We start from the raw sequence: 23,513 nt of genomic DNA on the forward strand, positions 1-23,513 counted from the left end.
CTCTTTTCACGGAGAGCTATCATGCACCTACCGCATTCGCGTTGCCGCCTGTACTCGGCACTGGCCCTCGCACTGGCCATCGTTTCGCCAGCGATGGCGCAGCAGGTCATTGCCGATGGCGATGAGCAGAACCCGGCGGCCGGCGACTACGCCACGACCGAGCCGGTCGAGCCCGGCAATCCGGCGGGTCATGCGTTCCTTGCCGTAAACGGCGGCACCATCATTCCTGCCGGCGAGGTCAATCTGCGCACCGACGGCCTGCGTGCCGCCGCCGCACGGGCTGAGGGCGTGGGCAGCAGCATCCAGCTCACCGGCGGGCAGGTCATGACCACCGGCCATGGCGCCGCGGGTCTATCGGCATCCGCCGGGGGGCACGTTCAGGCCGTTGGTACGCGCATCGAGACGTTGGGCACCACCTCGCACGGCGCCGAGTCGCTCGCCGGGCGCATCCAACTGGAGGGTGTGGATATCGTCACCCGTGGCGGACTGTCACACGGTGTGACAGTCCGCGGGGGCGAGGCGCAGATCCATGACAGCACCATCACCGTCCACGGCAGCCAGTCCCATGGTCTGGAGGCTGTTGGCGGAACGCTTCAGGCAGAACGCGTTCGCATCGAAGTAGGCAGCAGCGGGCAGGGACTGTGGGCAGAGGGCAGCAGCGATGTGACGCTGCGTTCGGTCCAGATCGACGGCAGTGGTGCAGGTGCCTCGGGCGTGTTGGTAGGCCTGGGCAGCAAGGTGTTGCTGGAAGATGTGGACATCAATCTCACCCACGAACGCTCGGGCATGGGCTTGTTCGTAGGGGGAGAGCTTGAGATGCGTGGCGGCAGCGTCCATGCGCGTGGCGACAACGCCAGTGCTGTCAGCTTCGCGACCGGTGGTGGCGGTGTGCTGCGTCTGATGGGAGTGGAGGTGTCCGGTCACTACGGCATCCATATGACCGAAGGCGCTGACCTGACCCTCCAGAACAGTCAACTCGACAGTGTTTCAACGGGCATCAACATGAACCAGCGCGATGTCGTGGCGAAGGTGACCGGCTCGTCGATCACCACCCAGAACGGTGTCGGCATTCTGGTGGAAAACGGAGACCTGATGGTCGAGGGTTCGACCATTACTTCTGACGGCACCTATTGGCAGGCGATCTCAGTCCTGGGTGGCACCGCTCACGTCACCTCCAGCCGCTTGCGCACTCTTGGCCAGAACGGCCATGGCCTGTATGCAGAAGGCGCGGCGGGTGTTCGTCCGGTCGCAACTGCCAGCGTGATCGACATCCTGACCGAGGGCCCGGGCGCCATCGGTGCGATCGCGCGCCTGGGTGGCACCGTGCATCTGGCCGACAGCGTGGTGCGCACCACGGGCGTCAACTCACACGGTGTGCTGTCTGGCGGCACGGGTGAAATGACGCTGAACAACACCCACGTGCGCACCGAAGGCGAGGGCGCGTGGGCGGCGGTGATCAATGACAACGGTCGGATGCGCATCGACGGTGGCTCGCTGGTGAGCGCGCAGCATGGCGGTGTGTGGCTGCGTAGCAGCCGCGATGCGGGCCTGACTCTGTCCAATGGCGCGTTGGTATCGGGCGGCAACGGCATCGCGCTGGCACTGGATGCCGCAGTGGCCGGACGCTTCGACGTGGTGCTGGAGGGCGGTTCGCAGATGGAGGGCGACATCGTCATTACCCCGGAAGACGAGGACGCAGGCCTGCCACCACAGTCGGACGTGCATGTGCGACTGGCGGATGGATCGCTGTGGCAGGGTTCGTCGGATCTGGTGCAGACGATGGCGATTGAAAGTGGCAGCCAGTGGACGTTGACCGGTGATGCCACGGTGGGCGAACTGCAGGTGCTCAACAGTGGCGTGGCGTTGTCCGACGGCAGTGGGCGCTTCAATACGCTCACCGTGGACGGCGATCTGCACAGCGAGGGCGCGACATTCCTGTTCCAGGGCGCGCTGGCCGGCGATGACAGCGCCATGGACCGCCTGCACGTGCGCGGCGACACCTCCGGCGATGCGCTGATTGCGGTGAAGAACATCGGTGGCGTGGGCGCGCCGACGGTCGATGGCATCCCGCTGATCGAGATCGACGGTGCATCGCTGGCGAGCTACGCGCTGAGCGGCCGCGCGGTGGGCGGATCGTACGAGTACTTCCTGTTCCAGGGCGGCCTGGCCGATCCTTCCGATGGCAACTGGTACCTGCGTTCGCAGTGGTTCGATGTCTGCCAGGACAACCCGGCTGCGCCGGGATGCGCGGTCGATCCGGGCCCGGATCCGATCGACCCGACGGATCCCGTCGATCCGGTGGATCCGATCAATCCGATCCTGCCGCCGCCGGTACTGCGCCCGGAAGCCGGTGCCTACCTGGCAAACCAGTCGGCAGCCATCAACATGTTCTCCCATCGTATGAACGACCGTATCGGGGCCGTCTCGCTGGATGAAGGCCGTGCCGCGTGGGCGCGCGTGGGCCGGCAGCAGGCGGACTTCAGCGCGGTCGGTGGCCAGCTGTCGATTGATGGCAACACCTCGGTGCTGCAGATCGGCAGTGATCTGCTCCGCCGAGGCAATGCAGCGTTCGGCGTGATGTTGGGCACGGGGCGTGCTGACAGCAGCGCAGTGTCCGATCTGACCGGCTACAGTGCCAAGGGGCGGGTGCGTGGCCGCGCGGTGGGCGTGTACGGCATCTGGTTGCAGGCGGCTGACGGCACGCAGGGTGCGTACATGGATGCGAACCTGCAGTACGGCCGTTTCGATAACCGGGTGCAGGGCATCGGCCTGGAGCCGGAGCACTACGATTCGCGCGCGGCCAGTGCGTCGCTGGAGACCGGCTACACCTTCAACGTATGGCAGGGCAGCACCAGCGCACTGTATGTGCAGCCGCAGCTGCAGCTGAGCCATGTCGATTTCCGCTCCGATCGCCACGTGGAGAGCAATGGCACGGTGATCGACCATGCCGACGCCGGTGGCCTGAGCGGGCGCCTGGGCGTGCGCGTGTTCGGCCACGGCACGGAAGCCGGCAACACCGTGCAGCCGTACCTGGGCGTGAACTGGCTGCGTGGCAGCGGCACCAGCACGTTGCAGTTCAACGGTGACAGGCTGGGCGCGGACGTACCGCGCAACCGTTATGAGATGCAGGCCGGTGCCGAGCTGAAGCTGGGCCAGCGCTGGGGCGCGTGGGGTGGCGTGAGCGTGCAGCGTGGTGACGGCGGCTATCGCAACGTGGGTGGCCAAGTGGGCCTGCGCATGGCCTGGTAAGCGGGTGCGCAGCGGGGTCGGATCCCATAGCCACGGCAATGGGATCCGACCCGACGGCTGCTGTAGAGCCGAGCCTATGCTCGGCTCACTGCGATCTGGACGAAGGGCAGCCGAGCATGGCTCGGCTCTACAGTGGCTGACAGGCTGCATCGAACCTAAATACATAGCTGGCCTGTCGCGATTGTCCATTGAATGACTGCGCAAACGGTGGCGATGCTGCCGCCCTGTCTTCTGCCGGCTGCCTGCATGTCCCCTCCCGAACGCTCCCACAACGCCGCCATCGATGGCCTGCGTGCATTGGCGGTGTTGGCCGTGGTGGTCTTCCACGCCAATGCGACGTGGCTGCCCGGCGGCTTCACCGGAGTGGACCTGTTCTTCGTGGTGTCCGGCTTCGTGATCAGCCAGTCACTGGCCTCGCGTGCCAACGCATCACTTGGCGCACTGCTGCTCGACTTCTACCGTCGCCGCGTGCTGCGCCTGTTGCCGGCGCTGCTGGTGATGCTGATGGCCACCTTCGTGCTGTCGGCGCTGTTCATTCCACGCGCGTGGCGCAATGATCAGTTCGACCAGACCGGCTGGGCCGCGCTGGTCGGCTTCAGCAACATCGTGCTGGCCGGCCAGCAGGACGATTACTTCTCACCCGGCACCGAACTCAACCCGTTCCTGCACACGTGGACGCTGGGGGTAGAGGAGCAGTTCTACCTGGTCTTCCCGCTGCTGTTCTTTGTGTGGCTGCGTGGGCGTGAGCGCTGGCCGTGGACGCGCTGGTTGTTGCCGGTGCTCACCGTGCTGTCGCTGGCGTGGGCAGGCTGGCAGGCGCAAACGGCACCGGCGGCAGCGTTCTATCTGCTGCCCGCACGGTTCTGGGAGCTGGCCGCAGGTGCGCTGCTGTACCAGTGGATGCGTACGCGCACACCGGGCCGGAACGGTGACGCGGTTGCAGCGGCCGGGCTGGCGCTGCTGGCCGCAGGCGTGTTGATTGCCCCGCAGCTGGCGATGCCGGTGCCGGGTGTACTGGCCACCGTGGCCGGAACCCTGCTGCTGTTGGCGAGCGTGTCGACAGCGGGGACATCGCGCATCGCCCGTGCGCTGGGCTGCGCACCATTGGCCTACCTGGGCCGGTTGTCGTATTCACTGTACCTGTGGCATTGGCCGCTGCTGGTGCTGCTGCGCTGGACGTATGGCCTGCACGGTGCCGCGTTGTGGCTGTATCCGGTACTGCTGCTGGCGGTATCCGCCGTGTCGTATCACTTCATCGAGCGCCCGCTGCGCAGTGCGGCGCCGCTGCTGCGGCTGGCACCGGCGAAGGTACTGGCGATGGCGTTGCCGCTGGTGGCGCTGTGCGGTGCCGGCGCCTGGGCCACGGTGGAGTACCACGAGCAGGTCTCGCTGAGCGTTACCCGTGACGGTTATGCATGGCAGGCGCGCCGCTACCCGGCGTGGCGCCCGCTGGAACCGGTGAGTGCGCCCGCGCTTGAAGGGCGGCGCCTGTTCGTGGCCGGCGATTCGCATGCGGCGGCCTACCGCACGATGACCAGCATGGTCGCGCGGCAGACCGGCATGGAGGTGCGCCAGCAGGACCGCGGCGGCTGCAGTTTCGTCAACCTGCTGCGCGCCAGCCCGGCCGACTGCCAGGACTTCATTGAAGACACGCTGTCGACCATCGAACGCGAGGCGCGCCCGGGTGACTTCGTGCTGCTGGCGGCCCTGCGCATGCCGGAGCTGCGCGGGTTCGACTGGCAGCGGCAGGATGCACAGCAGATCTATCAACAGCTGCTGGCCGAGCGCACGCCGGCGCATGCACAGGCTGCACGCGACGAAGCCGATCGCGTGCTGGGGCGTTTGCAGAAGCTGGGCGTGCACGTGGTGATCGACGCGCCGCTGCCGCTGTTCAAGGCCGGTGCGTACCGCTGTTCGGACTGGTTCAACCGCCGCAATCCGGCGTGTGCCGGCGGTCTGAGCATGCCGCGTGCGGATCTGGAAATGCTGCGCGTGCCGCAGATGGAGCTGCTGGATGACCTGGCGGCACGTTACCCGTCACTGACGGTGTGGGATCCGCTGCCGCTGCTGTGCGGGCCGCAGACCTGTTCGGCGGTGGAAGAGGGCGAACCGCTGTTCTTCGACAACGATCACCTGAGCGGGCATGGCAACCGCGTGCTGCTGCCCAGTTTCCGGCAGACCCTGATCGATATTGCAGGCGACACGCCGGTGTAGAGCCGAGCCCACGCTCGGCTTTCGCGCGCAGCGTGGGAGTTTCGCGAACGGAATGGAGAGCAGCCGAGCACCGGCTCAGCTCTACGGGAGCGCGCGGCCTACGCCGGTGGCAGCACTTTGCCCGGGTTGAGGATGCCGTCCGGGTCTAGCGCGGCCTTGATCGCGCGCATCGTCGCCAGCGTGGCAGCACTGAACGCCTGCACCATGAAATCGCGCTTGGCCAGGCCACTTCGTTTTTCGCCGGATAGCGCGCCATCTGACGCCAGCGTCAGGTGCCGAAGCGGGCAAGGCTGGCGGCCAGGCGTGGTGCCGCACCTGGCATGCAAGGGCTTCCGGCGACAACGCGAATGCTCCGCCGGTATCCCAGGCAGGAGCGCATGCAGGCGTGACTACGGCTTACAGATTCCGGACCATCACCAGCACGCGATAATTCTTGTTATCGGTCTCCTGCAACGGTGTCCAGCCCAGCCTGGCGTACAGGCCGCCGTCCAGCGCTTCGGTCTGCAGGTAGAGATGGCAGACGCCCATGCGCATTGCCTGCGCCGCCGCCTGCTCGACCAGCTTGCCCGCCAGCCCTTGGCCCCGATGCGTATCGGCAACGAAAACACTGCCCAGCCAGTGCTCGTACTGTGGGAATGACGCCAGTTCCCGGCGCTTCAGCTGGACGGCGCCGACCAGTTGGTCGCCGTCGAACGCTGCAATCAAGTGCGGAAATCCTTCAGCGTCCTGCTCCCGGTTCAGCCACTGGATTTCCTGTTCCAGCGACATTCCGGCGTTTCCACCCCACTGTGCGTTGTACCACCGCGCCAGCTGCATCCGTTCCGGCGCATCTGCCGGCAGTTGCCTGAATTCCATGATGATCCTCGATTCTGGTTTCCCCAAGGGAAACACGATGACCATGCGATGTCACTACAACACGTTGCAGATGAAATCGGGGCTGATGTGAGGTTAGCACCTGGGCGCCGACAGCCAGATGTGGACGGTCGCCCGGTTCCAGAGCCTCCCGGTTGCCCCCGGCAGGACCGTTGCCCCGCCTCTGTCACGCCGGTGGCAGCACTTTGCCCGGGTTGAGAATACCGTCCGGGTCAAGCGCGGCTTTGATCGCGCGCATCGTCGCCAGCGTAGCCGGTGTAAACGCCTGCGGCATGAAATCGCGCTTGGCCAGGCCGATGCCGTGTTCGCCCGACAACGTGCCGCCCAGTGCCAGTGTCAGCTCGAAGATCTTCGGCAGCGCGGCATGCGCGCGCGCGTTTTCGTCGGCATCCTCCGGGTGATAGAGGATGTTGACGTGCAGGTTGCCGTTGCCGGCGTGGCCGAAGGTGACGATGGTGAGCGCGTAGTCACGTGCCAGGGCCTGCACGCCGGCCACCAGTTCGGGAATGCGCGACACCGGAACCACCACGTCTTCATTGATCTTGCCCGGCGCGACGCTGCGCAGCGCAGGCGACAGCGCCCTGCGCGCCGCCCACAGCTGGTCGCGTGCACGGCCTTCCATCGCCACGTCCAGCTCGATCATGCCGTCGCCTTCGGCGGCGCTGGCCAATGCCTGCAACAGATAGGGCAGCGTGTCGTGGTCACCATCGGCCTCGACCAGCAGCATCGCGCCTGCCTCCGGCACATCGGCACCATTCATCCGCAGCAGCTCCAGGCTGCGCGCATCCATGAATTCCAGGCGGGTGGGTACCACCGGCTGCGACATCAACCGCGACACGCCGGCCGCCGCAGCATCGGCATCGCGGTACAGCACGCGCAGGCCGGCCTGGCTGACCGGCAGCGGGGTCAGTTTCAGCGTGGCTTCCACGATCAGTGCCAGCGTGCCTTCGCTGCCCACCAGCAGATGGGTGAGGTCGTAGCCGGTGGCGTCCTTGGTGTAGGCACCACCGCAGCGGATCACCTCACCGGTGCCGGTCACCGCCACCAGGCCCAGTACGTTGTCGCGGCTGGTGCCGTACTTCACCGCGCGCGGGCCGCCCGCATTGCAGGCCAGGTTGCCGCCGATGCTGCAGATCTCGGCGCTGGACGGGTCCGGCGCCCAGAACAGGCCGTGCGGCGCCAGCGCCTGCTGCAGCGTGCCGTTCAACACGCCCGGCTGCACGACCGCGCAGCGATCACCGGCGCGGATCTCGACGATGCGGTCCATGCGGGTGAACGAGAGTACGATGCTGCCCGGCTGCGGGACCGCTGCACCGGTAGTGCCGGTGCCAGCTCCGCGCGCGACCAGCGCCACGCCATGCGCGCGACAGGCACGCACCAGCGCCTGCACCTGCTCGATGTCCGCCGGAAACGCCACTGCAGCCGGCCGCTGATGGCGCCATGAGTTGTCCTGCGCATTCGCCTCCAGCGCGCCGTCATCCATGCGCCAGCCCTCCGTGCCCAGCAGGGTGGACAGTTCGGTAACCAAATCGGTGGGCAGGGCAGGACTCATGACAGGTCTCGTGGGGCAGCAGGAGCGGGTTGGATCAGTTTCCAGGCGACAACGGCGCCGGCCAGTGGCAGCCACACCCAGCGCAGTTCGGAGAGCAGGGTAGCCACGCCGCGTGCGCTGAAGAACTGTGGGGCGAAGGGTGAAACGCGGATCGGTCGCCACGGCGCGAAGAAGCGGTGTTCGCTCCACGGCCAGGCCAGCGCGACGCCGAGGCCACCGGAGGTCATCGCATCGAGCAGCGGATGGCTGGCGGCACAGATGAACACGAATACAGCCGCTTGTACGGTAGATGCCAACCTTGGTTGGCACACACCCGGCGACCAAGGTCGGCGACTACCCAAGAACGCCAACGCCGCGGCCAATGCTGCCAGCACGCCGGCAAACAGCAGTGAGTGGCTGGCGCCGCGATGGCCGAAGGCATCGGCATAGGGAATGTGCAGCGCAAAGGCCAGTACATCGGCATCGGGCAGCATCGCTGCGATCACGCCGGCGGCCAGCAGGCGCGGTGGGATGCGGCCACGATCAGCGGCGCACCACAGCGCCAGCGGTACAGCGGCATGGGTGATGATCGACGGCATCAGTCACGCACCATGGTCGTACCGGCCGCGGGCCGGCTGCAGGCCCGACGGGTCGTGCCGGCCACTGGCCGGCTGCAGGTCCGACGGGTAGTGCCGGCCGCTGGCCGGCAAAGAGTAGCCATCAGCAGTCATCCAATCGGAACGCATCCCGCAGCCAGTGCAGCTGCGGCGGTTCGCCGGTGGCTTCGACCACATCGAAGCGGCAGGGCGCATTGGCCAGCACCGGGTTGTCCTGCAGATACAGCTGCGCGGCGTGGGCCAGGCGCCGGCATTTGCGCGCATCGACCGAAGCCGCGCCACCGCCGAAATCGGATCGCGCGCGGTAGCGCACTTCCACGAACACCACGGTGCCGGCATCGTCCATCACCAGGTCCAGTTCGCCGCCGCGATAGCGCACGTTGCGTGCACGCGGCTGCAGTCCGGCCAGTTGCAGATGCTGCTCGGCGGCCGCTTCCACCGCCGAGCCACGTTGGCTGCGCTCAGCGACCACCGACGATCGGCATCGGCCGGCCGCCATTGAAGGTCGACCAGGCCGGCTGGCGCAGGATGTTGCCGTTGCTGTCCAGGAACAGGGTGCCGGTGGCACCGTCCAGGCCGCCTTCGTTGGACAGTTTGTCCAGGTAGGCGGTGATCTTCCAGGCGTCGGCACCGAAGGCGAACAGGCGGCCGGCCGCACCGCGTGCGCTCGGCAGGGTGCTGGCCACCTGGCTGGCCGACGGCAGGCCGGACACGCTGCGCACGTTCCAGGCTTCGTTCGGATAGACGATGCCGTCCAGCGCCACGTCTTCTTCCACCTTGCCGCTGCCAACGGTCAGCTGCGAGGTGCCGACGCGGGTCGCGCCGCCTGCACCGGCCAGCGCCAGCTGCGGCGCCAGCAGGCGCGCCTGCGGCGCGCGCACGGCGAGGAACACGGCATCGACCTGGCCGGCGTTGCGCACCTGCGCGCCGACATCGCCGACGGCATCGGTGACGCCGATCGTGGCCACCACCTGGCCACCGCGCTGCGCGAAGCGCTGGGCGAAGGCGGCGGCGGCACGGCGGCCGGTGTCGTCAGCGCTGTTGATCACCAGCGCCTTGCTGCGCTCGCGGCCACGCAGGTACTCGGCGGCGACGATGCCGTCGTCTTCCGGTGCCAGCGAAAAGCCGGCACTGCCGGCCGGCGGTGCGTCCTTGCCGCGGTTCAGGGCCAGCACCGGCACCTGCAGCTGCTGGCGGCCGTACACGGCGTCCACTTCGTCGCGGCCCAGCGGACCGACCACGAAGTCGGCACCGGAGGCGACGGCCTTGTCATAGGCGGCCAGGGCACCGGCCGGGGTGCCGGCGGTGTCGAAGAAGTTGATGTCCGGGCGGCGGCGGCTTTCACCGTAATAAGCGCTCAACAGGCCATCGCGCACCGGCTGTGCGGCGGTGGCCAGGCGGCCGCTGAGCGGCAGCAGCACGGCCAGCTTGGCCGGCGGGCGGTAACCGTCGCTCATTGCCGGCGGGCGCTTGCTGGTGTCGAACTGGGCCGCGCCATCGCGGTCGAACGGGCGCGGCAGCGGCAGGCCGCGCGCGATCAGTGCACGGCCGGCGAAGTTGTAGAGCGGGTCGTTGGCCGGCAGGGCGGCGGCACGGCTGCGCAGGGTGGCATCGTCGAGGGTACCGAGCAGGCCGGCAATGGCGGCCTGGTTCTCGCTGCGCGCGCTGCCGGTCAGGCTGGAATGGGCGCGGGCGCGCTCGGTGGCGGCACCGAAGGCATCGCCGGTGCCCTGCAGGGCACTGGCACGGACCAGGTACCAGCGCGTGCGCAGGGCCGGAAGCACGTTGTCGCCGTGGTCCTTCAGCAGGGTCAGCGCCTGCGCCGGCTGCTTGTCGGTCAGGGCCAGCTCGGCACTGGTCAGCTGGTAGCGCTGCAGGCTGGCGCCGGACAGCTGGCGTGCGGTGAGCTGGCCGAGCAGGCTGCGCGCGCGGGCACTGTCACCGGCGAGGTGCCAGGCCCAGGCCGCATCGGCCAGTGCGTTGCTGCGGGCACCGCCGCGCAGGGTGGAGGCCAGGCCTTCCAGCTGCAGCGCGGCATCGCGCGGCTTGCCCTGTTCGATCAGCGCCAGCGCCTGGCTCTGGGCCGGCGAATCGGGCGTGCTGGTCAGGCTGGTGGTGGCACAACCGGCCAACAGCATCAGCGACAACGACAGGGCGGAGATCCGTGCGGCGGGCTTGTTCATGATCGGGTCCATGCGATGAGGGCAGCGGCCTTGGCCGGGTACACGCTACGATTCTACCCTTGCCCCGTGAGTACCGCTGAAATGAGTGTGCCAACCCTGTACGTCGTCGCCACCCCGATCGGCAACCTGGCCGATCTGAGCCCGCGCGCGCAGGAGGTGCTGCGTTCGGTGGCGGCCATCTGTGCCGAGGACACCCGCCGCAGCGGCCAGCTGCTGTCCCATTTTGGCATCCAGCAACCGCTGGTGGCCCTGCACGAACACAATGAAGAGGCCCTGGCGCAGCGCCTGGTCTCGCGTCTGCAGGCCGGCGAGTCGCTGGCGCTGGTCAGCGATGCGGGTACCCCGCTGGTCAGTGACCCCGGTTTCCGCCTGGTGCGTGCCGCGCGCGCGGCGGGTATCAAGGTCAGCCCGGTGCCCGGCGCCTGCGCCGCCATCGCTGCCCTGAGCGTGGCCGGCCTGCCCAGCGACCGTTTCAGCTTCGAGGGCTTCCTGCCGGCCAAGGCCAGCGGCCGCCGCGACCGCCTGCAGGCGCTGGCTGGCGAAGTGCGCACGATGGTGTTCTACGAATCCTCGCACCGCATCGCCGAGTCGCTGGCCGACATGGCGGCGATCTTCGGCGGCGAGCGCCCGGCGGTGCTGGCCCGCGAGCTGACCAAGCTGTTCGAGACCGTGCTCGATGGTGACCTGGCGGGGCTGCTGGCCCAGGTCGAGGCCGACGACAACCAGCGCAAGGGGGAGTTCGTGGTGATGGTGCAGGGTGCTGGTGACGACGAGGAAGCGCAGCTGGCGCATGGTCGCCGTGTCTACGCGAAGCTGAGCGAGCACCTGCCGCCGTCGACCGCTGCCAAGCTGGCTGCTGAGTTGACCGGCGCACCGCGCAAGGCGCTGTACGGGAGTTGATCGCTCGCTCCGGGCCATGCCTGGGCAGCGCGCGGCGCGAAATGCGAAACGGTTCAGATCCGCCGGAGGGTCGCCGATCTCTGGCGAGTGAATGTGCTCACGTGCGCAGCTGAGGGGCGAATCAGGGGCTAGGGAATGTCGTGATGAGCATCAAATGATCGACCCACTGATGATCGTACGAACCCAGCAGCCTTTGGCATGACGGGACGTCCTGCAGAGCGACATTGAGATCAGTCGAGCCCGTGCGGATACTCCCGATGCGGAAGGGTGTCCGTAGTGTGACCCCATTTCCGAGGCCTCTGACGCGTGAGGACCGGTGCTCGGGAGGTCTTCAAACGCCTGGCTTGGGCGAAGACGCTCCGGCACACGCCTCTTCATCCCCCACTTGGGAGTAATTGTTCGAGATGGCATTGACAGCCTACCTTCAAGCTCATTTCCTGCCAAAGGATGCGTTCGCCGCATTCTGCAATGTGTCAGAAGAAAGACTCAGTCGCCTGATTGCAGTGGGCGCGGTGCCCCAGCCCACCTACACCTGCGAGGAAGGCACCATCCGATCTGCAGTGTTTGGCTCCATTCCCATCAGCGAAGACCTTGTGGGGGAGTACTTCCGTACCGATTGCGCACGCTGGACACGCATCGCCGATCATGCACCACCGGGCAGTGAACGGGCGGCTGTGGTCGACGTTCTGCTGCAGGAGCTCGAGGGCTACATGGCAGGCGTGCTTGGGGATGCCAACGCTGCGCACGACAAGGCGCAACTGCTGCTCCCGCACTTCTTCAACGGGACCTTCGGTCTGTGTATCGCAGATCCGTCCACCGGCGCAGGCATCGCAACAAAGGAGCTGCTCCAGGAACAACTGGTCGCACTCGCCAGTGACACCCACACGCCTCTCGACGCGCGTGTCGACAGGCAGGCGCTGCTGGCATTGATCGACGATTATGCGCGTGCGTCGATGCCGTTTTCGCCGGCCGAGTATGACCGTAGCAGCAGAAAGCGACTGGTCGACGATCTTCGCCGGGAGCTGGGCGAAAAGTCCTGAAAGGCGTGCAGACCTGCATGGCTCATTCACAGACTGGGACGCTGGAACACGGCAGCGGCCGAATTCCGGGGGGCGAAGGGGCGAAGCTCTCAGATTTCCTCCAGGGAGGAAAGACAAATGCTTGAAAAGGCTCTGTTCCTGCTGTTCGCTCTGGCCGATGCGCCAGCTCCTGCAGCTGCAGCGCCGCCGCCCGCAGCCATTACCGAAGCCGACCTGGGCCCGGACTATGTCGGCTACCTGCTGTTCGATCCGGGGTTGGTCGAATTCAATCGGCTGCAGTCGGTTCGCGATTACGGCAATTACCTGACCTACCGCGCGGCACGTGACGCGTTGGAGAGCTACGAGGCATGTCTGCAAGTGGGGGCCGACAACCACGCACAGATCGAGGCGGCCTACCAGCAGTTGGTGAACAGCCAGCAGCGGTACGTCAGCGCGGCGCAATGGCACGACCTGCGGCAGGCCCTGCGTGCGGGGCGCGAGCCGGTGCCCGAGCGCGCGTCGTGGCAATGCGCCGCATTCGTGGACAACGCGCCCTATTTCGATGCGGGGTTGGACGATGCACTGCTGGGCGCCACCGAATTGGCGCGCGAGCAGGCCGGGGAAGGGGATTCGCGTAGCGATGCGCTGCGCCCGGTCCTCGGCGTTCAAATGGGGGGCGCGACCGTGATCGAATCCGAGCCTGACGAGGGTCCGGCCCATCGCGCCGGCCTGCGCAAGGGGGATGAGGTGCTGGCCGTGGCGGGTACCCGAGTGAAGACCGTCTTCGGTGTCGGCCAAGCGTTGAAAGCCCACGCGCCTGGCGATCGCGTGGACGTGCGCGTTCGCCGCATTGAATGGGACGGTTCGCAACCGCAGGTGCGGGAATTGATCGTAGGTGTGGTGCTGGAGTCGCGGGCGGCGGTGATGGCGAGGGCGAAGGGCCGCTAGAGCCACGCCACGCGTGGATGAACCGGATGCCGCGATCGGCACGGCAGGACGGGCGTGCGTAGGCTAGAATGTGCGCTGGCGGAGCCGGCCAGACAGTCGCGTCATCCCTTCGGGGGTGCCGAGGAAAGTCCGGGCTCCATAGGGCAAGGTGCCAGGTAACGCCTGGGCGGCGCAAGCCGACGGAAAGTGCAACAGAAAGATACCGCCTACGTCTTCTTCGGAAGGCCGGTAAGGGTGAAATGGTGCGGTAAGAGCGCACCGCGAGTCTGGCAACAGACCGGCACGGCAAACCCCACCTGGAGCAAGACCAAATAGGGATCCTTTGGCGCGGCCCGCGTTGGATCCGGGTAGGTTGCTTGAGCGTTGCGGTGACGTAACGCCTAGAGGAATGACTGTCCACGACAGAACCCGGCTTATCGGCCGGCTCCGCCTCTTTCTTCCATAGGCATGGACCGCGCATCGGTAGTGCCGGCCTCTGGCCGGCAGCTTCACGATGCCCGCAGCGGCGGACAGAGTGCCGCCGGCCAGCGGCCGGCACTACCTCGACGTCGCGCGGTCCTCAGCCCGGCGTACGGTACTGCCCGGCGGAAATGAACTGCGAGAAGCGCTCGCACCACACCACGACGGTGGTGTAGTCGTCCACGTCCACGTTCGCGGGCACCTCGACCAGGAAGCGGTTGAAGGTCTTCACTTCGCCGATGCGCTGGGCCTGCGCCTTGATCTTCAGGAAGTCGGCCTTGTTGTCGACGAAGTCGCGCACCAGGTACACCTTGTAATCCGGGCCCGGTCCCATCTTCCCGTCGAAGGCGACCTGGGTGGCGCTGACGCTGACCCAGGTCGCCTTCGGCCCAGTGAACCGCATCGCTGCCTTTGAGGTCGCGGCGGAAGGTGGTGCGGTAGGTGGCGTCCTTCATCGCGGCCTGTACCTGGGTGGTCGGCGGGTCATCGGGGGCGATCAGGAGCGGCAGGAAGTAGACGCCCAGGCCGAAGCCCAGGCCGAGGGTGAGCAGGTGGGTGGCGAGCAGAATGAGGATGCGGCGCATGGGGCCTCCTTGTGGTTGCGGTCGATCGCGCGGCGTGCTGCCGGGCGCGACCACCCTGGGAGGTTGCGGGCGGCATTTATAGACACAGTGGCAGACGCAAAAAGGGCACAGTGGGATGGCCGCGGTGGCGCAGGCCCTGTGGTGCGGGCGAGAAGGCGCTGCGCCGGGAAGCTGAATGACGCCGTTGGCAGTCCTGGAGCGGGTAGTGCCGGCCGCTGGCCCGCAGCTGTGTGGCCTGCCTGAAGATCCGGAGGTTGCCGGCCAGCGGCCGGCACTACCCTGCTGGAAAGAGATGCCGGCCAGGGGCCGTCATGACCGGGTCAGAAAATGACGTGGCTTTGTCCGCTGGGGACGCCCTGCGGGCCGAAGCGGCGTTCGTGGATCTCGCCGTGGCCGTCGGCGTCGATCAGCAGCACGGTGCTGGCGCGGGTGCCGTAGTCGTCGCCGCGGATGAAGGCCGGGCTCAGCCAGCGCTCGCGTTCCAGGCCGATGCCGGTGTCGGGCAGGTCGCTGTCGGCGGGGCGGTGTTCATCGGCCAGGGCATTCCAGAGCGGGGTCAGGTCTGGGGTCAGATCCCTCTCGCGTTGCGAAAGGGATCTGCCCCCGTCTTTCTGCAGCCAGGCTTCAAGTGCCGCCATCAGCCGCCGGGTCTTCGGCCAGGGGGCGTCCAGCGCGCCGTTGGACATGCCGTGAACGCCCGGGCCAAGCGTCTGCCGTTCGGCGGGATGGTTGCCCAGGTACTCCAGGCTGTCGCTATCGGCCAGCAGGAGATTGAACGGGGCGTAGGCGCCAGCCACGGTCGCCAAGCGGTCGATATGCACGGCCGCCGGGTCGCGGCCGCGCAGGAAGTCGGCCACCAGCGCGCCCCGCGATGGGCCGGTCTGGGCCGCCAGCGGGTCGCGGACGTTGGTGACCACCGCCATCCGGCCCGAGGCGCCAACCCCGGCCCAGCCTCCGCCGGAGCGCAGGTCGCGACCGCCGATGACAGACGTCTCATCCTGCCAGGGGGCCAGCGCCGCCGTCGGACGGGCGTGGAACTCATCACGGTTGCCGGCCATCACCAGCCGCCAGCGCGGGTGGTGCATCCAGCCAAGAGCGAGCAGGCACATGGCTTCATTGTGCACGGTTTGCGCAGTCTGGCGCCGTTTCCGGCGCGCTCCGGATGAATGCGCGGCTGATGTTTCACGCCCTGTCCACGCCCCTGAACTTCCGTTCAATCTCAAAAATTGAGACGGATCAGCAACTTGTGGATAAGCCTTGAACAATTCTCTAAAGGTTGTTGCAAGCCATTGATGCGGCTGGCGATTTCCCTGCTGAAAAGTTGTTGACAACCCTCCGCCCGCTGCTAAGGTGGGCATCAGAGGGAAATCCGGGTGTTTTGTGGGTTTTCGTGGTTCAATGTTTCACCGGGCGAAGGACAAGGTGCAGGCGTCGTGTTCCAGGGCGAGACGGCCATCACAGTTGACGACAAGGGGCGCATGGCGGTTCCCACCGCTTACCGCGACCTCGTCGCGCGCGCTAGCAACAACCGTCTCGTGCTGACCTACAACCCGTTCGAAGCCGGCTGCCTGTGGCTGTACGCAGAGTCGGAATGGGAGCGGGTCCGCGACGATGTGATGTCCAAGCCCAACACCCAGCGCGTCGTGCGCCTGTTGCAGCAGAAGCTGGTCGGCTCGGCCGCCCATCTGGAACTGGACGGCAACGGTCGCATCAGCATCCCCGCCAGCCACCGCGGTGCGGTGGGCATTGAGAAGAAGGCGGTATTGCTCGGCATGGGCGACAAGTTCGAATTGTGGAGCGAGCAGGCGCATCGGGCCCTGATCCAGCAGACGTTGTCTGACGAGGATCTGGGTGATGGGTTGCTCGACCTGAAGTTGTGAGCCGGGGTGCCCGGATGCGCCCAGAAGCGCAGGCCGGTCACCTTCCGGTGTCGCAGTCGCCGGCGGTGCACCTGCCGGTCCTGTACACCCAGGTCCTTGAAGGCCTGAGGGTGATCGAAAACGGACGTTATCTGGATGGCACGTTCGGTCGTGGCGGTCATGCACGTGGCGTGCTCACCCAGCTCGGTCCCGAGGGGCGCCTGCTGGTCATGGACAAGGATCCGGAAGCCATCGCCGTTGCCGAGCGCGATTTCGCGCCGGACCCGCGCGTGTCCATCTTCCGTGGCAGCTTCGCCCAGCTGCTGCAGTGGGATGCGACGGCCGAAGGCCTGGACGGCGTGCTGTTCGACCTGGGCGTGTCGTCGCCGCAGCTGGACGTGGCCGAACGTGGCTTCAGCTTCGGCAAGGACGGCCCGCTGGACATGCGCATGGACCCGGACAGCGGTGAAAGCGCCGCGCAGTGGATCAACCGCGTGGAAGAGCGCGAGATCGCTGATGTGCTGTGGACCTACGGCGAAGAGCGGCAGAGCCGGCGCATCGCCCGCGCCATCGTGGCCCGCCGCGAGAAGCAGCCGTTCACCCGCACCGCCGAACTGGCCGAGCTGATCGCCTCGGTGATGCCGCGTGGGAAAGACAAGATCCACCCGGCCACGCGCAGCTTCCAGGCCATCCGCATCCACATCAACCGCGAGCTGGCCGATCTGGAAGCCGGTCTCGATGCGGCCGTGGAACGGCTCAAGCCCGGCGGCCGCCTGGCGGTGATCAGCTTCCACTCGTTGGAAGACCGCATCGTCAAGCAGTACATGAACCGCCTGGCCAAGGCGCCGCCGGCCAACCGCCGCCTGCCCGAGGCCGTTGCGTTCGTGCCGACGCTGGACCTGATCGGCGGCGCCATCAAGGCCACCGACGAAGAGCTGGCCGCCAACCCGCGCGCCCGCAGCGCTGTGCTGCGCGTGGCCCAGAAGCGGGAGGCCGACGCATGAGCCGGCTGCTGCTGATCATCCTGCTGGCCTGCACCGTCGCCTCGGCGATCGGCGTGGTGTTCGTGCGCCACCGCCACCGGCAGACCTTCATCGAGCTGTCGCGTGCCGAGCGCAAGCGCGATGACATCAATCTTGAGTTCGGCCGCCTGCAGCTGGAACAGGCCACCCTGGCCGAAGCCAACCGCGTGGACCGCATCGCCCGCGAGAAGCTCGGCATGAAGTTCCCCGAGGCCGCCGACATCGTGGTGGTGCGCCCATGAGCAAGACCGGCCGCAACCGCCCGCGCAACGCCTTCAACCTGCGCCAGCGCCTGCGCTGGGTCGCGTTGGCGCTTGGCCTGTGCTCGGTGTCGCTGGTCGGCCGCGCGGCCTACGTGCAGATCATCAACAGCGACTTCTACCAGCGCCAGGGCGAGGCCCGCTACCTGCGCGAGCTGCCGATCAAGACCTCGCGCGGCATGATCACGGACCGCAACGGCGAGCCGCTGGCGGTGTCCACGCCGGTTGCCTCGATCTGGGTCAACCCGCAGGACCTGCTGCGTTCGCCCGAGCGCATCCCCGAGCTGGCCCAGGCGGTCGGCATGTCGGTGGATGAGCTGAGCAGCCGCCTGTCGCAGAAGTCGGACAAGGAATTCATGTACCTGCGCCGCCGGATCAACCCGGACGAGGCAGAGAAGGTGGTGGCGCTGAAGATTCCGGGCGTGGCCGCACAGCGCGAGTTCCGCCGCTTCTACCCGCAGGGTGAGGCGATGGCGCACGTGCTGGGCTTCACCAACATCGACGACCGCGGCCAGGAAGGCCTGGAGCTGGCGTTCGACGAATGGCTGCGCGGCAAGCCGGGTGCCAAGCGGGTGATCCGCAACCGCAAGGGCGAGACCGTCGAAAGCGATCTGCTGCGCGCCGCCGAGCCGGGCAAGGACCTGACCCTCAGCATCGACCGCCGCATCCAGTACCTGGCCTTCAAGGAACTGCGCAACGCGCTGGTGGCCAACAAGGCGGCCGGCGGTTCGATGGTGATCATGGACGTGACCACCGGCGAGATCCTGGCCATGGTCAACCTGCCGACCTACAACCCGAATTCGTTGACCGGCGCGATCCCTGATACGCGCCGCAACCGCGCGGTGACCGACCTGGTCGAGCCGGGTTCGACGATGAAGCCGCTGACCATCGCCACCGCGCTGCAGGCCGGTGCGGTGACCAAGGACACCATCATCGACACCAACCCGGGCTACATGACGCTGGGTCGCTTCACCATCCACGACGTGCCACGCAACAACGGCGTGCTGAACGTGACCGGCGTGATCACCCGCAGTTCGAACGTGGGTGCAGCCAAGGTTGCGGCGAAGATGCCGGACCAGACCTTCTATGACGGCGTGCGCCGCTTCGGCTATGGTTCGGCGCCGCACAGCGGTTTCCCGGGTGAATCGGCCGGTGTGGTGATGCGTCCGGCGCGCTGGTCGGGGACCACCAAGACCACCATGTCCTACGGCTACGGCCTGTCGGTCACGCCACTGCAGATTGCCACCGCGTACTCGGCGCTGGCCAACGGCGGGCGCCTGATCGCGCCGACTTTCGTCAAGGGCCAGCGCAACGAAGGCCAGCAGATCATCGACGAGAACGTCGCCAGGCAGGTGGTGGCGATGATGGAAACGGTGGTCACCCAGGGCGGCGCCAAGCAGGCGGCGGTGCTGGGCTACCGCGTGGCCGGCAAGACCGGCACCGCACGCAAGGCCGGTCCGGGCGGTTACGAGCGCGGCCATTACAACGCGCTGTTCGCCGGCGTGGTGCCGGCCACCAACCCGCGCTTCGCCACCGTCATCGTCATCAACGATCCGCAGGCCGGCAAGTTCTACGGTGGCCTGGTGTCGGCGCCGGTCTATCACAACGTGATGGAAGGCACCCTGCGCTTGATGGACGTGCCGCTGGATGACCTGCAGTCGTGGCTGGCCGCACAGCAGTCGGGCAAGGTCGGCCATTCGGCCTCGATCCTGCCCGCACCGCCGGCCGAGACCGCGCTGCCGGTCGATGCCGCCGCTGAATTCGATGCCGCGCTGCCGAGCGCGCAAGCCCAGACGCCGCCCGCTACGGGAGGCACGCAATGAGTCCTTCGATGTTGCTTTCGCAGTTGCTTCCGGATGTGGCCCTGGCGGGCCATGATCCCGTTCTGACCGGCCTGGTGCTGGACAGCCGCGCCGTGCGCCCCGGCAATGCCTTCGTCGCCATCGCCGGTTTCGGCGCGCATGGCCTGGGCTTTGTCGAGCAGGCCCGTGCGGCCGGTGCCAGCGCCATCCTGTTCGAGCCACCGGCACCGGCCGAGCTCCCGGCGCCGGCCGATGCGATCGCCGTGCCGGGCCTGCGGGCGCGCATGGGGGCGATGGCCGACCAGTTCCACGGCGCGCCGTCGCGGGCGATGGCGATGGTCGGGGTGACCGGTACCAACGGCAAGACCTCCACCGTGCAGCTGCTGGCCCAGGCCTGGCACCTGCTCGGAACGCCCAGTGGCAGTATCGGCACGTTGGGCGCCGGACTTTATGGTGCGGTCGAGCCGACCGGCTTCACCACGCCGCTGGTGCTGCAGATGCATGCGTTGCTGGCCCAGCTGCGCGACGCCGGTGCGCGCGCGGTGGCGATGGAAGTCAGTTCGCACGCGCTGGACCAGGGCCGCGTGGATGCCGTGCACTACGACGTGGCGGTGTTCACCAACCTCACCCGCGACCATCTGGACTACCACGGTGACATGGCCAGCTACGGCGCGGCCAAGGCGCGGCTGTTCCATCGCCCGGGCCTGAAGGCGGCGGTGGTGAACCTGGACGACGCCTTCGGTCGCCAGCTGTTCGCCGGCCTGCCTGCCGGCGTGCAACCGATCGGCCTGAGCTCGCGCGGTGCCACTGACGCCAGCGTGCGCGCCGAAGCGCTGCAGCTGGATGGGCGCGGTATTGCCTTCGAGCTGGTCGTCGACGGCCAGCGTGCCGCGGTGCAGTCGCCGCTGCTGGGCCGCTTCAACGTGGACAACCTGCTGGCCGTGGCCGGCACCCTGCACGCGCAGGGCCAGCCGCTGCCGCGCATCGCCGAGGTGCTGTCGGCGCTGCAGCCGATCCGTGGCCGCATGAACCGCCTCGGCGGCGAAGACGGCCTGCCGACCGTGGTGGTCGACTACGCGCATACCCCGGACGCGCTGGAACAGGCGCTGGACAGCCTGCACGGCCATCTGCAGGGCACGCTGTTCTGCGTGTTCGGCTGTGGTGGCGAGCGCGATACCGGCAAGCGTCCGCAGATGGCGGCGATTGCCGAGCGCCTGGCCAACCAGGTCATCGTCACCGACGACAACCCGCGTGGCGAAGACGGCGACGTGATCGTGGCCGACATCCTGGCCGGCTTCCAGCGCGCTGATGCCGTGACCGTGCAGCGCAGCCGCGCGCGTGCGATCGGCCTGGCGGTGAAGCGTGCCGGCGCCGGCGACATCATCCTGATTGCCGGCAAGGGCCATGAGCCGTACCAGGAAGTGAATGGCGTGCGCCATGACTTCGACGACACCGAAGTGGCTGCCGCTGCACTGGCGGCCAAGGCCGGTGTCCTGCAGGCACAGGCCGGGGAGGGCGCCGCATGAAGCGCACCCTGCTTTCGCTGATCGCACACTGGGCCGGTGGCGAGATCCACGGCGACGACGTGGCCATCGATGCGGTCAGCAATGACACCCGCAACCTGGGCCCGGGCAGCCTGTATGTGGCGCTGCGCGGCGAGCGTTTCGACGGCCATGACTTCGCGGCCGACGCGCAGGCGCGCGGTGCCAGTGCGCTGCTGGTCGAGCGCCTGCTGCCGGTCGAACTGCCGCAGGTGCTGGTGGCCGACAGCGAACTGGCGCTGGCGAAGATCGCTACCGGCATGCAGCGTGACCGTAGCACCGAGGTGTTCGCGATCACCGGCAGCAATGGCAAGACCAGCGTGAAGAGCCTGCTGCTGTCGATCCTGCAGCAGGTGGCCCAGCACGCGCACAAGGTGGTCTACGCCAACCCGGGCAACCGCAACAACGAGATCGGCCTGCCGCTGGCGGTGATCGATGCCCCGGAAGACGCCGACTACGCCGTCTACGAGATGGGCGCCGGCAAGCCGGGCGACATCGCCTACCTGACCGATATCGCCCGCCCGCGCTATGCGCTGGTCAACAACATCGCCCCCGCCCACCTGGAGCGGATGGGCAGCCTGCTCGGCGTGGCGGTGACCAAGGGCGCGATCTATGCCGCGCTGCCGGCCGATGGCGTGGCGGTGATCAACGCCGACGATGCCTACGGCCGCTGGTTCGAACAGCACTTCGTCGGCACTCCGGCGCGTTGCCGCGTGCTGCGCTATGGCCTGGAACACTCGGCGGACGTGACCGCGCGCGACATCCGCGCCGGTGCGCAGGGCAGCCAGTTCACCCTGGTCGCGCCGACCGGCGAGGCCCGCGTGGTGCTGGGCCTGCCGGGTCGCCACAACGTCAGCAATGCGCTGGCCGCCGCCAGCCTGGCGCTGGCGGCCGGTGTCGATCTGGCGCTGATTGCGGCCGGATTGGCCGAGGCGCAGCCGGTACCGGGACGCCAGATCGCCCATCAGCTGCGCAACGGCGCGGTGCTGGTGGACGACAGCTACAACGCCAATCCCGGCTCGCTGGCTGCGGCCATCGACGCCCTGGCCGCCGCCCCGGAAGAGGGCTGGCTGGTGCTGGGCGACATGCGCGAGCTGGGCCCGGACGGCGAGGCGCTGCATGCGCAGGCCGGCATCCGTGCACGCGCCGCCGGCCTGACGCGGCTGTATGCACTGGGTCCGCTCAGTGCCGCCGCTGCGGCCGCCTTCGGTGAAGGCGGACGCCATTTCGCTACCCATGGTGCGCTGTCACAGGCGCTGCAGGACGAGTTGCACGCTGGTGTGCGCTGCCTGGTCAAGGGTTCCCGTGGCAGTGCCATGGACCTGATCGTCAAAGCGCTGCTGGCGCAAGGAGAGGAATCCCCGCATGTTGTATGAACTGGCTCGATGGTTGCAGCAGTTGGAGAGCCTGTTCGGGCTGTTCAACTACCAGACGTTCCGCGCCATCCTTGCCGCGCTGACGGCCCTGTTCCTGTCGCTGTGGCTCGGCCCGGCGATGATCCGCAAGCTCGCCCAGTTCAAGGGCGGCCAGCCGATTCGCCAGGACGGTCCGCAGACCCATTTCTCCAAGGCCGGCACGCCGACCATGGGCGGTTCGCTGATCCTGCTCACCATCACCCTGTCGGTGCTGATGTGGGCGGACCTGCGCAACCGCTACGTGTGGCTGGTACTGGCGGTGATGCTGTGCTTCGGCGCCATCGGCTGGTATGACGACTGGATCAAGATCGTCCGCCGTGACCCGAACGGCCTGAAGTCGCGCTGGAAGTACCTGCTGCAGTCGATCTTCGGCCTGGCTGCGGGCCTGTTCCTGTTCTACACGGCCGACGTGCCGGCAGCGCTGACCTTCTACATCCCGATGTTCAAGTCGGTCGCGCTGCCGCTGGCCGGCATCGGCTTCGTGGCCATCGCCTACTTCTGGATCGTCGGCTTCTCCAACGCGGTGAACCTGACCGACGGCCTGGACGGCCTGGCGATCATGCCGACCGTGCTGGTAGCCTGCGCGCTGGGCGTGTTCGCCTACGCCTCGGGCAACGTGGTGTTCGCCAACTACCTGCAGATCCCGCAGATCCCGGGCGCCGGCGAACTGGTCATCATCTGCGCGGCCATCGCCGGTGCCGGCCTGGGTTTCCTGTGGTTCAACACCTATCCGGCCATGGTCTTCATGGGCGACATCGGTGCGCTGGCGCTGGGCGCGGTGCTGGGCACGATCGCGGTGATCACCCGCCAGGAACTGGTGCTGGTGATCATGGGCGGCGTGTTCGTCATCGAAACGCTGTCGGTGATGATCCAGGTCGCTTCGTTCAAGCTGACCGGCAAGCGCGTGTTCCGCATGGCGCCGATCCACCACCATTTCGAACTGAAGGGCTGGCCGGAGCCGCGCGTGATCGTGCGCTTCTGGATCATCTCCGTCGTGCTCGTGCTGATCGGCCTGGCCACGTTGAAGGTGCGCTGAG

The 23,513-nt window shown here is 67.5% G+C and carries 18 protein-coding genes, 1 other RNA gene and 2 pseudogenes; 13 read left to right on the plus strand and 8 right to left on the minus strand.

All coding sequences use genetic code 11. The annotated features are described in order from the left end of the window. Window positions 1-21: 21 nt before the first annotated feature. Both ACMGRF_RS01365 and ACMGRF_RS01370 read left to right on the plus strand, forming a co-directional pair. Entirely contained in the window at window positions 22-3,249 is a 3,228-nt protein-coding gene (locus ACMGRF_RS01365; protein WP_180880547.1) for an autotransporter outer membrane beta-barrel domain-containing protein, read from the plus strand. A 192-nt stretch (window positions 3,250-3,441) separates the two neighbouring features. Continuing rightward, the gene (locus ACMGRF_RS01370) at window positions 3,442-5,463 is read left to right on the plus strand and encodes an acyltransferase family protein (protein ID WP_180880545.1); all 2,022 of its coding nucleotides are present in this window, start codon (window positions 3,442-3,444) and stop codon (window positions 5,461-5,463) included. Between the two features lie 98 nt (window positions 5,464-5,561). Here the strand turns inward: ACMGRF_RS01370 and ACMGRF_RS01375 are convergent. The 6 genes and pseudogenes from ACMGRF_RS01375 to ACMGRF_RS01400 form a co-directional block, all read right to left on the minus strand. After that, window positions 5,562-5,735 (minus strand): annotated as a pseudogene (locus ACMGRF_RS01375) (FAD-binding oxidoreductase); the annotation flags it as partial. Window positions 5,736-5,859: 124 nt separating this feature from the next. Continuing rightward, entirely contained in the window at window positions 5,860-6,318 is a 459-nt protein-coding gene (locus ACMGRF_RS01380) for a GNAT family N-acetyltransferase (protein ID WP_180880557.1), read from the minus strand. 184 nt (window positions 6,319-6,502) lie between these two features. Then, entirely contained in the window at window positions 6,503-7,888 is a 1,386-nt protein-coding gene (locus tag ACMGRF_RS01385) for an FAD-binding oxidoreductase (protein ID WP_180880544.1), read from the minus strand. Continuing rightward, window positions 7,885-8,466: a metal-dependent hydrolase gene (locus ACMGRF_RS01390; protein WP_049439299.1), complete on the minus strand. Its 582-nt coding sequence runs from the start codon at window positions 8,464-8,466 to the stop codon at window positions 7,885-7,887. Before ACMGRF_RS01390 ends, ACMGRF_RS01385 begins: the two co-directional genes overlap by 4 nt. Before the next feature lie 121 nt (window positions 8,467-8,587). Then, the gene (locus ACMGRF_RS01395) at window positions 8,588-8,956 is read right to left on the minus strand and encodes a YraN family protein (RefSeq protein WP_180880543.1); all 369 of its coding nucleotides are present in this window, start codon (window positions 8,954-8,956) and stop codon (window positions 8,588-8,590) included. Continuing rightward, complete coding sequence (locus ACMGRF_RS01400) at window positions 8,946-10,667, minus strand: penicillin-binding protein activator (RefSeq protein ID WP_414485581.1); 1,722 nt, start codon at window positions 10,665-10,667, stop codon at window positions 8,946-8,948. The genes ACMGRF_RS01395 and ACMGRF_RS01400 overlap by 11 nt, the downstream gene beginning before the upstream one ends. A gap of 81 nt (window positions 10,668-10,748) precedes the next feature. Between ACMGRF_RS01400 and rsmI the strand changes: the two genes are divergently transcribed. The 4 genes from rsmI to rnpB all read left to right on the plus strand — a co-directional run bounded on the left by rsmI (window position 10,749) and on the right by rnpB (window position 13,966). Beyond that, window positions 10,749-11,567, plus strand: coding sequence for a 16S rRNA (cytidine(1402)-2'-O)-methyltransferase (gene rsmI, locus ACMGRF_RS01405; protein ID WP_065178763.1), 819 nt, complete (start codon window positions 10,749-10,751; stop codon window positions 11,565-11,567). A gap of 404 nt (window positions 11,568-11,971) precedes the next feature. After that, window positions 11,972-12,607 carry a DUF6058 family natural product biosynthesis protein gene (locus tag ACMGRF_RS01410; RefSeq protein ID WP_152904754.1) on the plus strand — a complete coding sequence of 212 codons (636 nt, stop codon included), beginning with the start codon at window positions 11,972-11,974 and terminating at the stop codon, window positions 12,605-12,607. Window positions 12,608-12,724: 117 nt separating this feature from the next. After that, a complete protein-coding gene (locus tag ACMGRF_RS01415; RefSeq protein WP_414485582.1) occupies window positions 12,725-13,534 on the plus strand; it encodes a PDZ domain-containing protein in 810 nt (269 codons plus the stop codon). 80 nt (window positions 13,535-13,614) lie between these two features. Further along, window positions 13,615-13,966: RNase P RNA component class A (gene rnpB / locus ACMGRF_RS01420), an RNA gene on the plus strand. A 127-nt stretch (window positions 13,967-14,093) separates the two neighbouring features. Here rnpB and ACMGRF_RS01425 read toward each other — a convergent pair. Then, window positions 14,094-14,577, minus strand: a pseudogene (locus ACMGRF_RS01425) (DM13 domain-containing protein). A gap of 320 nt (window positions 14,578-14,897) precedes the next feature. After that, complete coding sequence (locus ACMGRF_RS01430; RefSeq protein ID WP_049413116.1) at window positions 14,898-15,686, minus strand: NRDE family protein; 789 nt, start codon at window positions 15,684-15,686, stop codon at window positions 14,898-14,900. Between the two features lie 369 nt (window positions 15,687-16,055). Between ACMGRF_RS01430 and ACMGRF_RS01435 the strand changes: the two genes are divergently transcribed. Genes ACMGRF_RS01435 through mraY form a run of 7 tightly spaced genes read left to right on the plus strand, consistent with a single transcriptional unit; the run spans window position 16,056 to window position 23,512 of the window. After that, window positions 16,056-16,457 (plus strand): division/cell wall cluster transcriptional repressor MraZ, encoded by a 402-nt coding sequence (locus ACMGRF_RS01435; RefSeq protein WP_008266948.1) that lies wholly within the window; start codon window positions 16,056-16,058, stop codon window positions 16,455-16,457. 14 nt (window positions 16,458-16,471) lie between these two features. Then, entirely contained in the window at window positions 16,472-17,440 is a 969-nt protein-coding gene (gene rsmH, locus ACMGRF_RS01440; protein WP_049413117.1) for a 16S rRNA (cytosine(1402)-N(4))-methyltransferase RsmH, read from the plus strand. Beyond that, the gene (gene ftsL / locus ACMGRF_RS01445; protein WP_005415286.1) at window positions 17,437-17,700 is read left to right on the plus strand and encodes a cell division protein FtsL; all 264 of its coding nucleotides are present in this window, start codon (window positions 17,437-17,439) and stop codon (window positions 17,698-17,700) included. The genes rsmH and ftsL overlap by 4 nt, the downstream gene beginning before the upstream one ends. Next, window positions 17,697-19,541, plus strand: coding sequence for a peptidoglycan D,D-transpeptidase FtsI family protein (locus tag ACMGRF_RS01450; protein ID WP_049439309.1), 1,845 nt, complete (start codon window positions 17,697-17,699; stop codon window positions 19,539-19,541). Before ftsL ends, ACMGRF_RS01450 begins: the two co-directional genes overlap by 4 nt. Then, window positions 19,538-21,046: a UDP-N-acetylmuramoyl-L-alanyl-D-glutamate--2,6-diaminopimelate ligase gene (locus ACMGRF_RS01455; RefSeq protein WP_134709411.1), complete on the plus strand. Its 1,509-nt coding sequence runs from the start codon at window positions 19,538-19,540 to the stop codon at window positions 21,044-21,046. The genes ACMGRF_RS01450 and ACMGRF_RS01455 overlap by 4 nt, the downstream gene beginning before the upstream one ends. Then, on the plus strand, window positions 21,043-22,437 hold the full coding sequence (locus tag ACMGRF_RS01460; RefSeq protein WP_049413120.1) for a UDP-N-acetylmuramoyl-tripeptide--D-alanyl-D-alanine ligase: 1,395 nt from the start codon (window positions 21,043-21,045) through the stop codon (window positions 22,435-22,437). Before ACMGRF_RS01455 ends, ACMGRF_RS01460 begins: the two co-directional genes overlap by 4 nt. After that, window positions 22,427-23,512 (plus strand): phospho-N-acetylmuramoyl-pentapeptide-transferase, encoded by a 1,086-nt coding sequence (gene mraY / locus ACMGRF_RS01465; protein ID WP_005415291.1) that lies wholly within the window; start codon window positions 22,427-22,429, stop codon window positions 23,510-23,512. Before ACMGRF_RS01460 ends, mraY begins: the two co-directional genes overlap by 11 nt. Window position 23,513 lies beyond the last annotated feature (1 nt).

The sequence above is a fragment of the Stenotrophomonas sp. EMP41 genome, assembly GCF_047495535.1.
Classification (GTDB): Bacteria; Pseudomonadota; Gammaproteobacteria; order Xanthomonadales; family Xanthomonadaceae; genus Stenotrophomonas; species Stenotrophomonas sepilia.

Coding starts and splice junctions, on each gene's coding strand:
- ACMGRF_RS01365 (WP_180880547.1), top strand. CDS start 22: ATGCACCTACCGCATTCGCGTTGCCGCCTGTACTCGGCACTGGCCCTC.
- ACMGRF_RS01370 (WP_180880545.1), top strand. CDS start 3,442: ATGACTGCGCAAACGGTGGCGATGCTGCCGCCCTGTCTTCTGCCGGCT.
- ACMGRF_RS01380 (WP_180880557.1), bottom strand. CDS start 6,318: ATGGAATTCAGGCAACTGCCGGCAGATGCGCCGGAACGGATGCAGCTG.
- ACMGRF_RS01385 (WP_180880544.1), bottom strand. CDS start 7,888: ATGAGTCCTGCCCTGCCCACCGATTTGGTTACCGAACTGTCCACCCTG.
- ACMGRF_RS01390 (WP_049439299.1), bottom strand. CDS start 8,466: ATGCCGTCGATCATCACCCATGCCGCTGTACCGCTGGCGCTGTGGTGC.
- ACMGRF_RS01400 (WP_414485581.1), bottom strand. CDS start 10,667: ATGAACAAGCCCGCCGCACGGATCTCCGCCCTGTCGTTGTCGCTGATG.
- rsmI (WP_065178763.1), top strand. CDS start 10,749: ATGAGTGTGCCAACCCTGTACGTCGTCGCCACCCCGATCGGCAACCTG.
- ACMGRF_RS01410 (WP_152904754.1), top strand. CDS start 11,972: ATGGCATTGACAGCCTACCTTCAAGCTCATTTCCTGCCAAAGGATGCG.
- ACMGRF_RS01415 (WP_414485582.1), top strand. CDS start 12,725: ATGCTTGAAAAGGCTCTGTTCCTGCTGTTCGCTCTGGCCGATGCGCCA.
- ACMGRF_RS01430 (WP_049413116.1), bottom strand. CDS start 15,686: ATGTGCCTGCTCGCTCTTGGCTGGATGCACCACCCGCGCTGGCGGCTG.
- ACMGRF_RS01435 (WP_008266948.1), top strand. CDS start 16,056: ATGGCGGTTCCCACCGCTTACCGCGACCTCGTCGCGCGCGCTAGCAAC.
- rsmH (WP_049413117.1), top strand. CDS start 16,472: ATGCGCCCAGAAGCGCAGGCCGGTCACCTTCCGGTGTCGCAGTCGCCG.
- ftsL (WP_005415286.1), top strand. CDS start 17,437: ATGAGCCGGCTGCTGCTGATCATCCTGCTGGCCTGCACCGTCGCCTCG.
- ACMGRF_RS01450 (WP_049439309.1), top strand. CDS start 17,697: ATGAGCAAGACCGGCCGCAACCGCCCGCGCAACGCCTTCAACCTGCGC.
- ACMGRF_RS01455 (WP_134709411.1), top strand. CDS start 19,538: ATGAGTCCTTCGATGTTGCTTTCGCAGTTGCTTCCGGATGTGGCCCTG.
- ACMGRF_RS01460 (WP_049413120.1), top strand. CDS start 21,043: ATGAAGCGCACCCTGCTTTCGCTGATCGCACACTGGGCCGGTGGCGAG.
- mraY (WP_005415291.1), top strand. CDS start 22,427: ATGTTGTATGAACTGGCTCGATGGTTGCAGCAGTTGGAGAGCCTGTTC.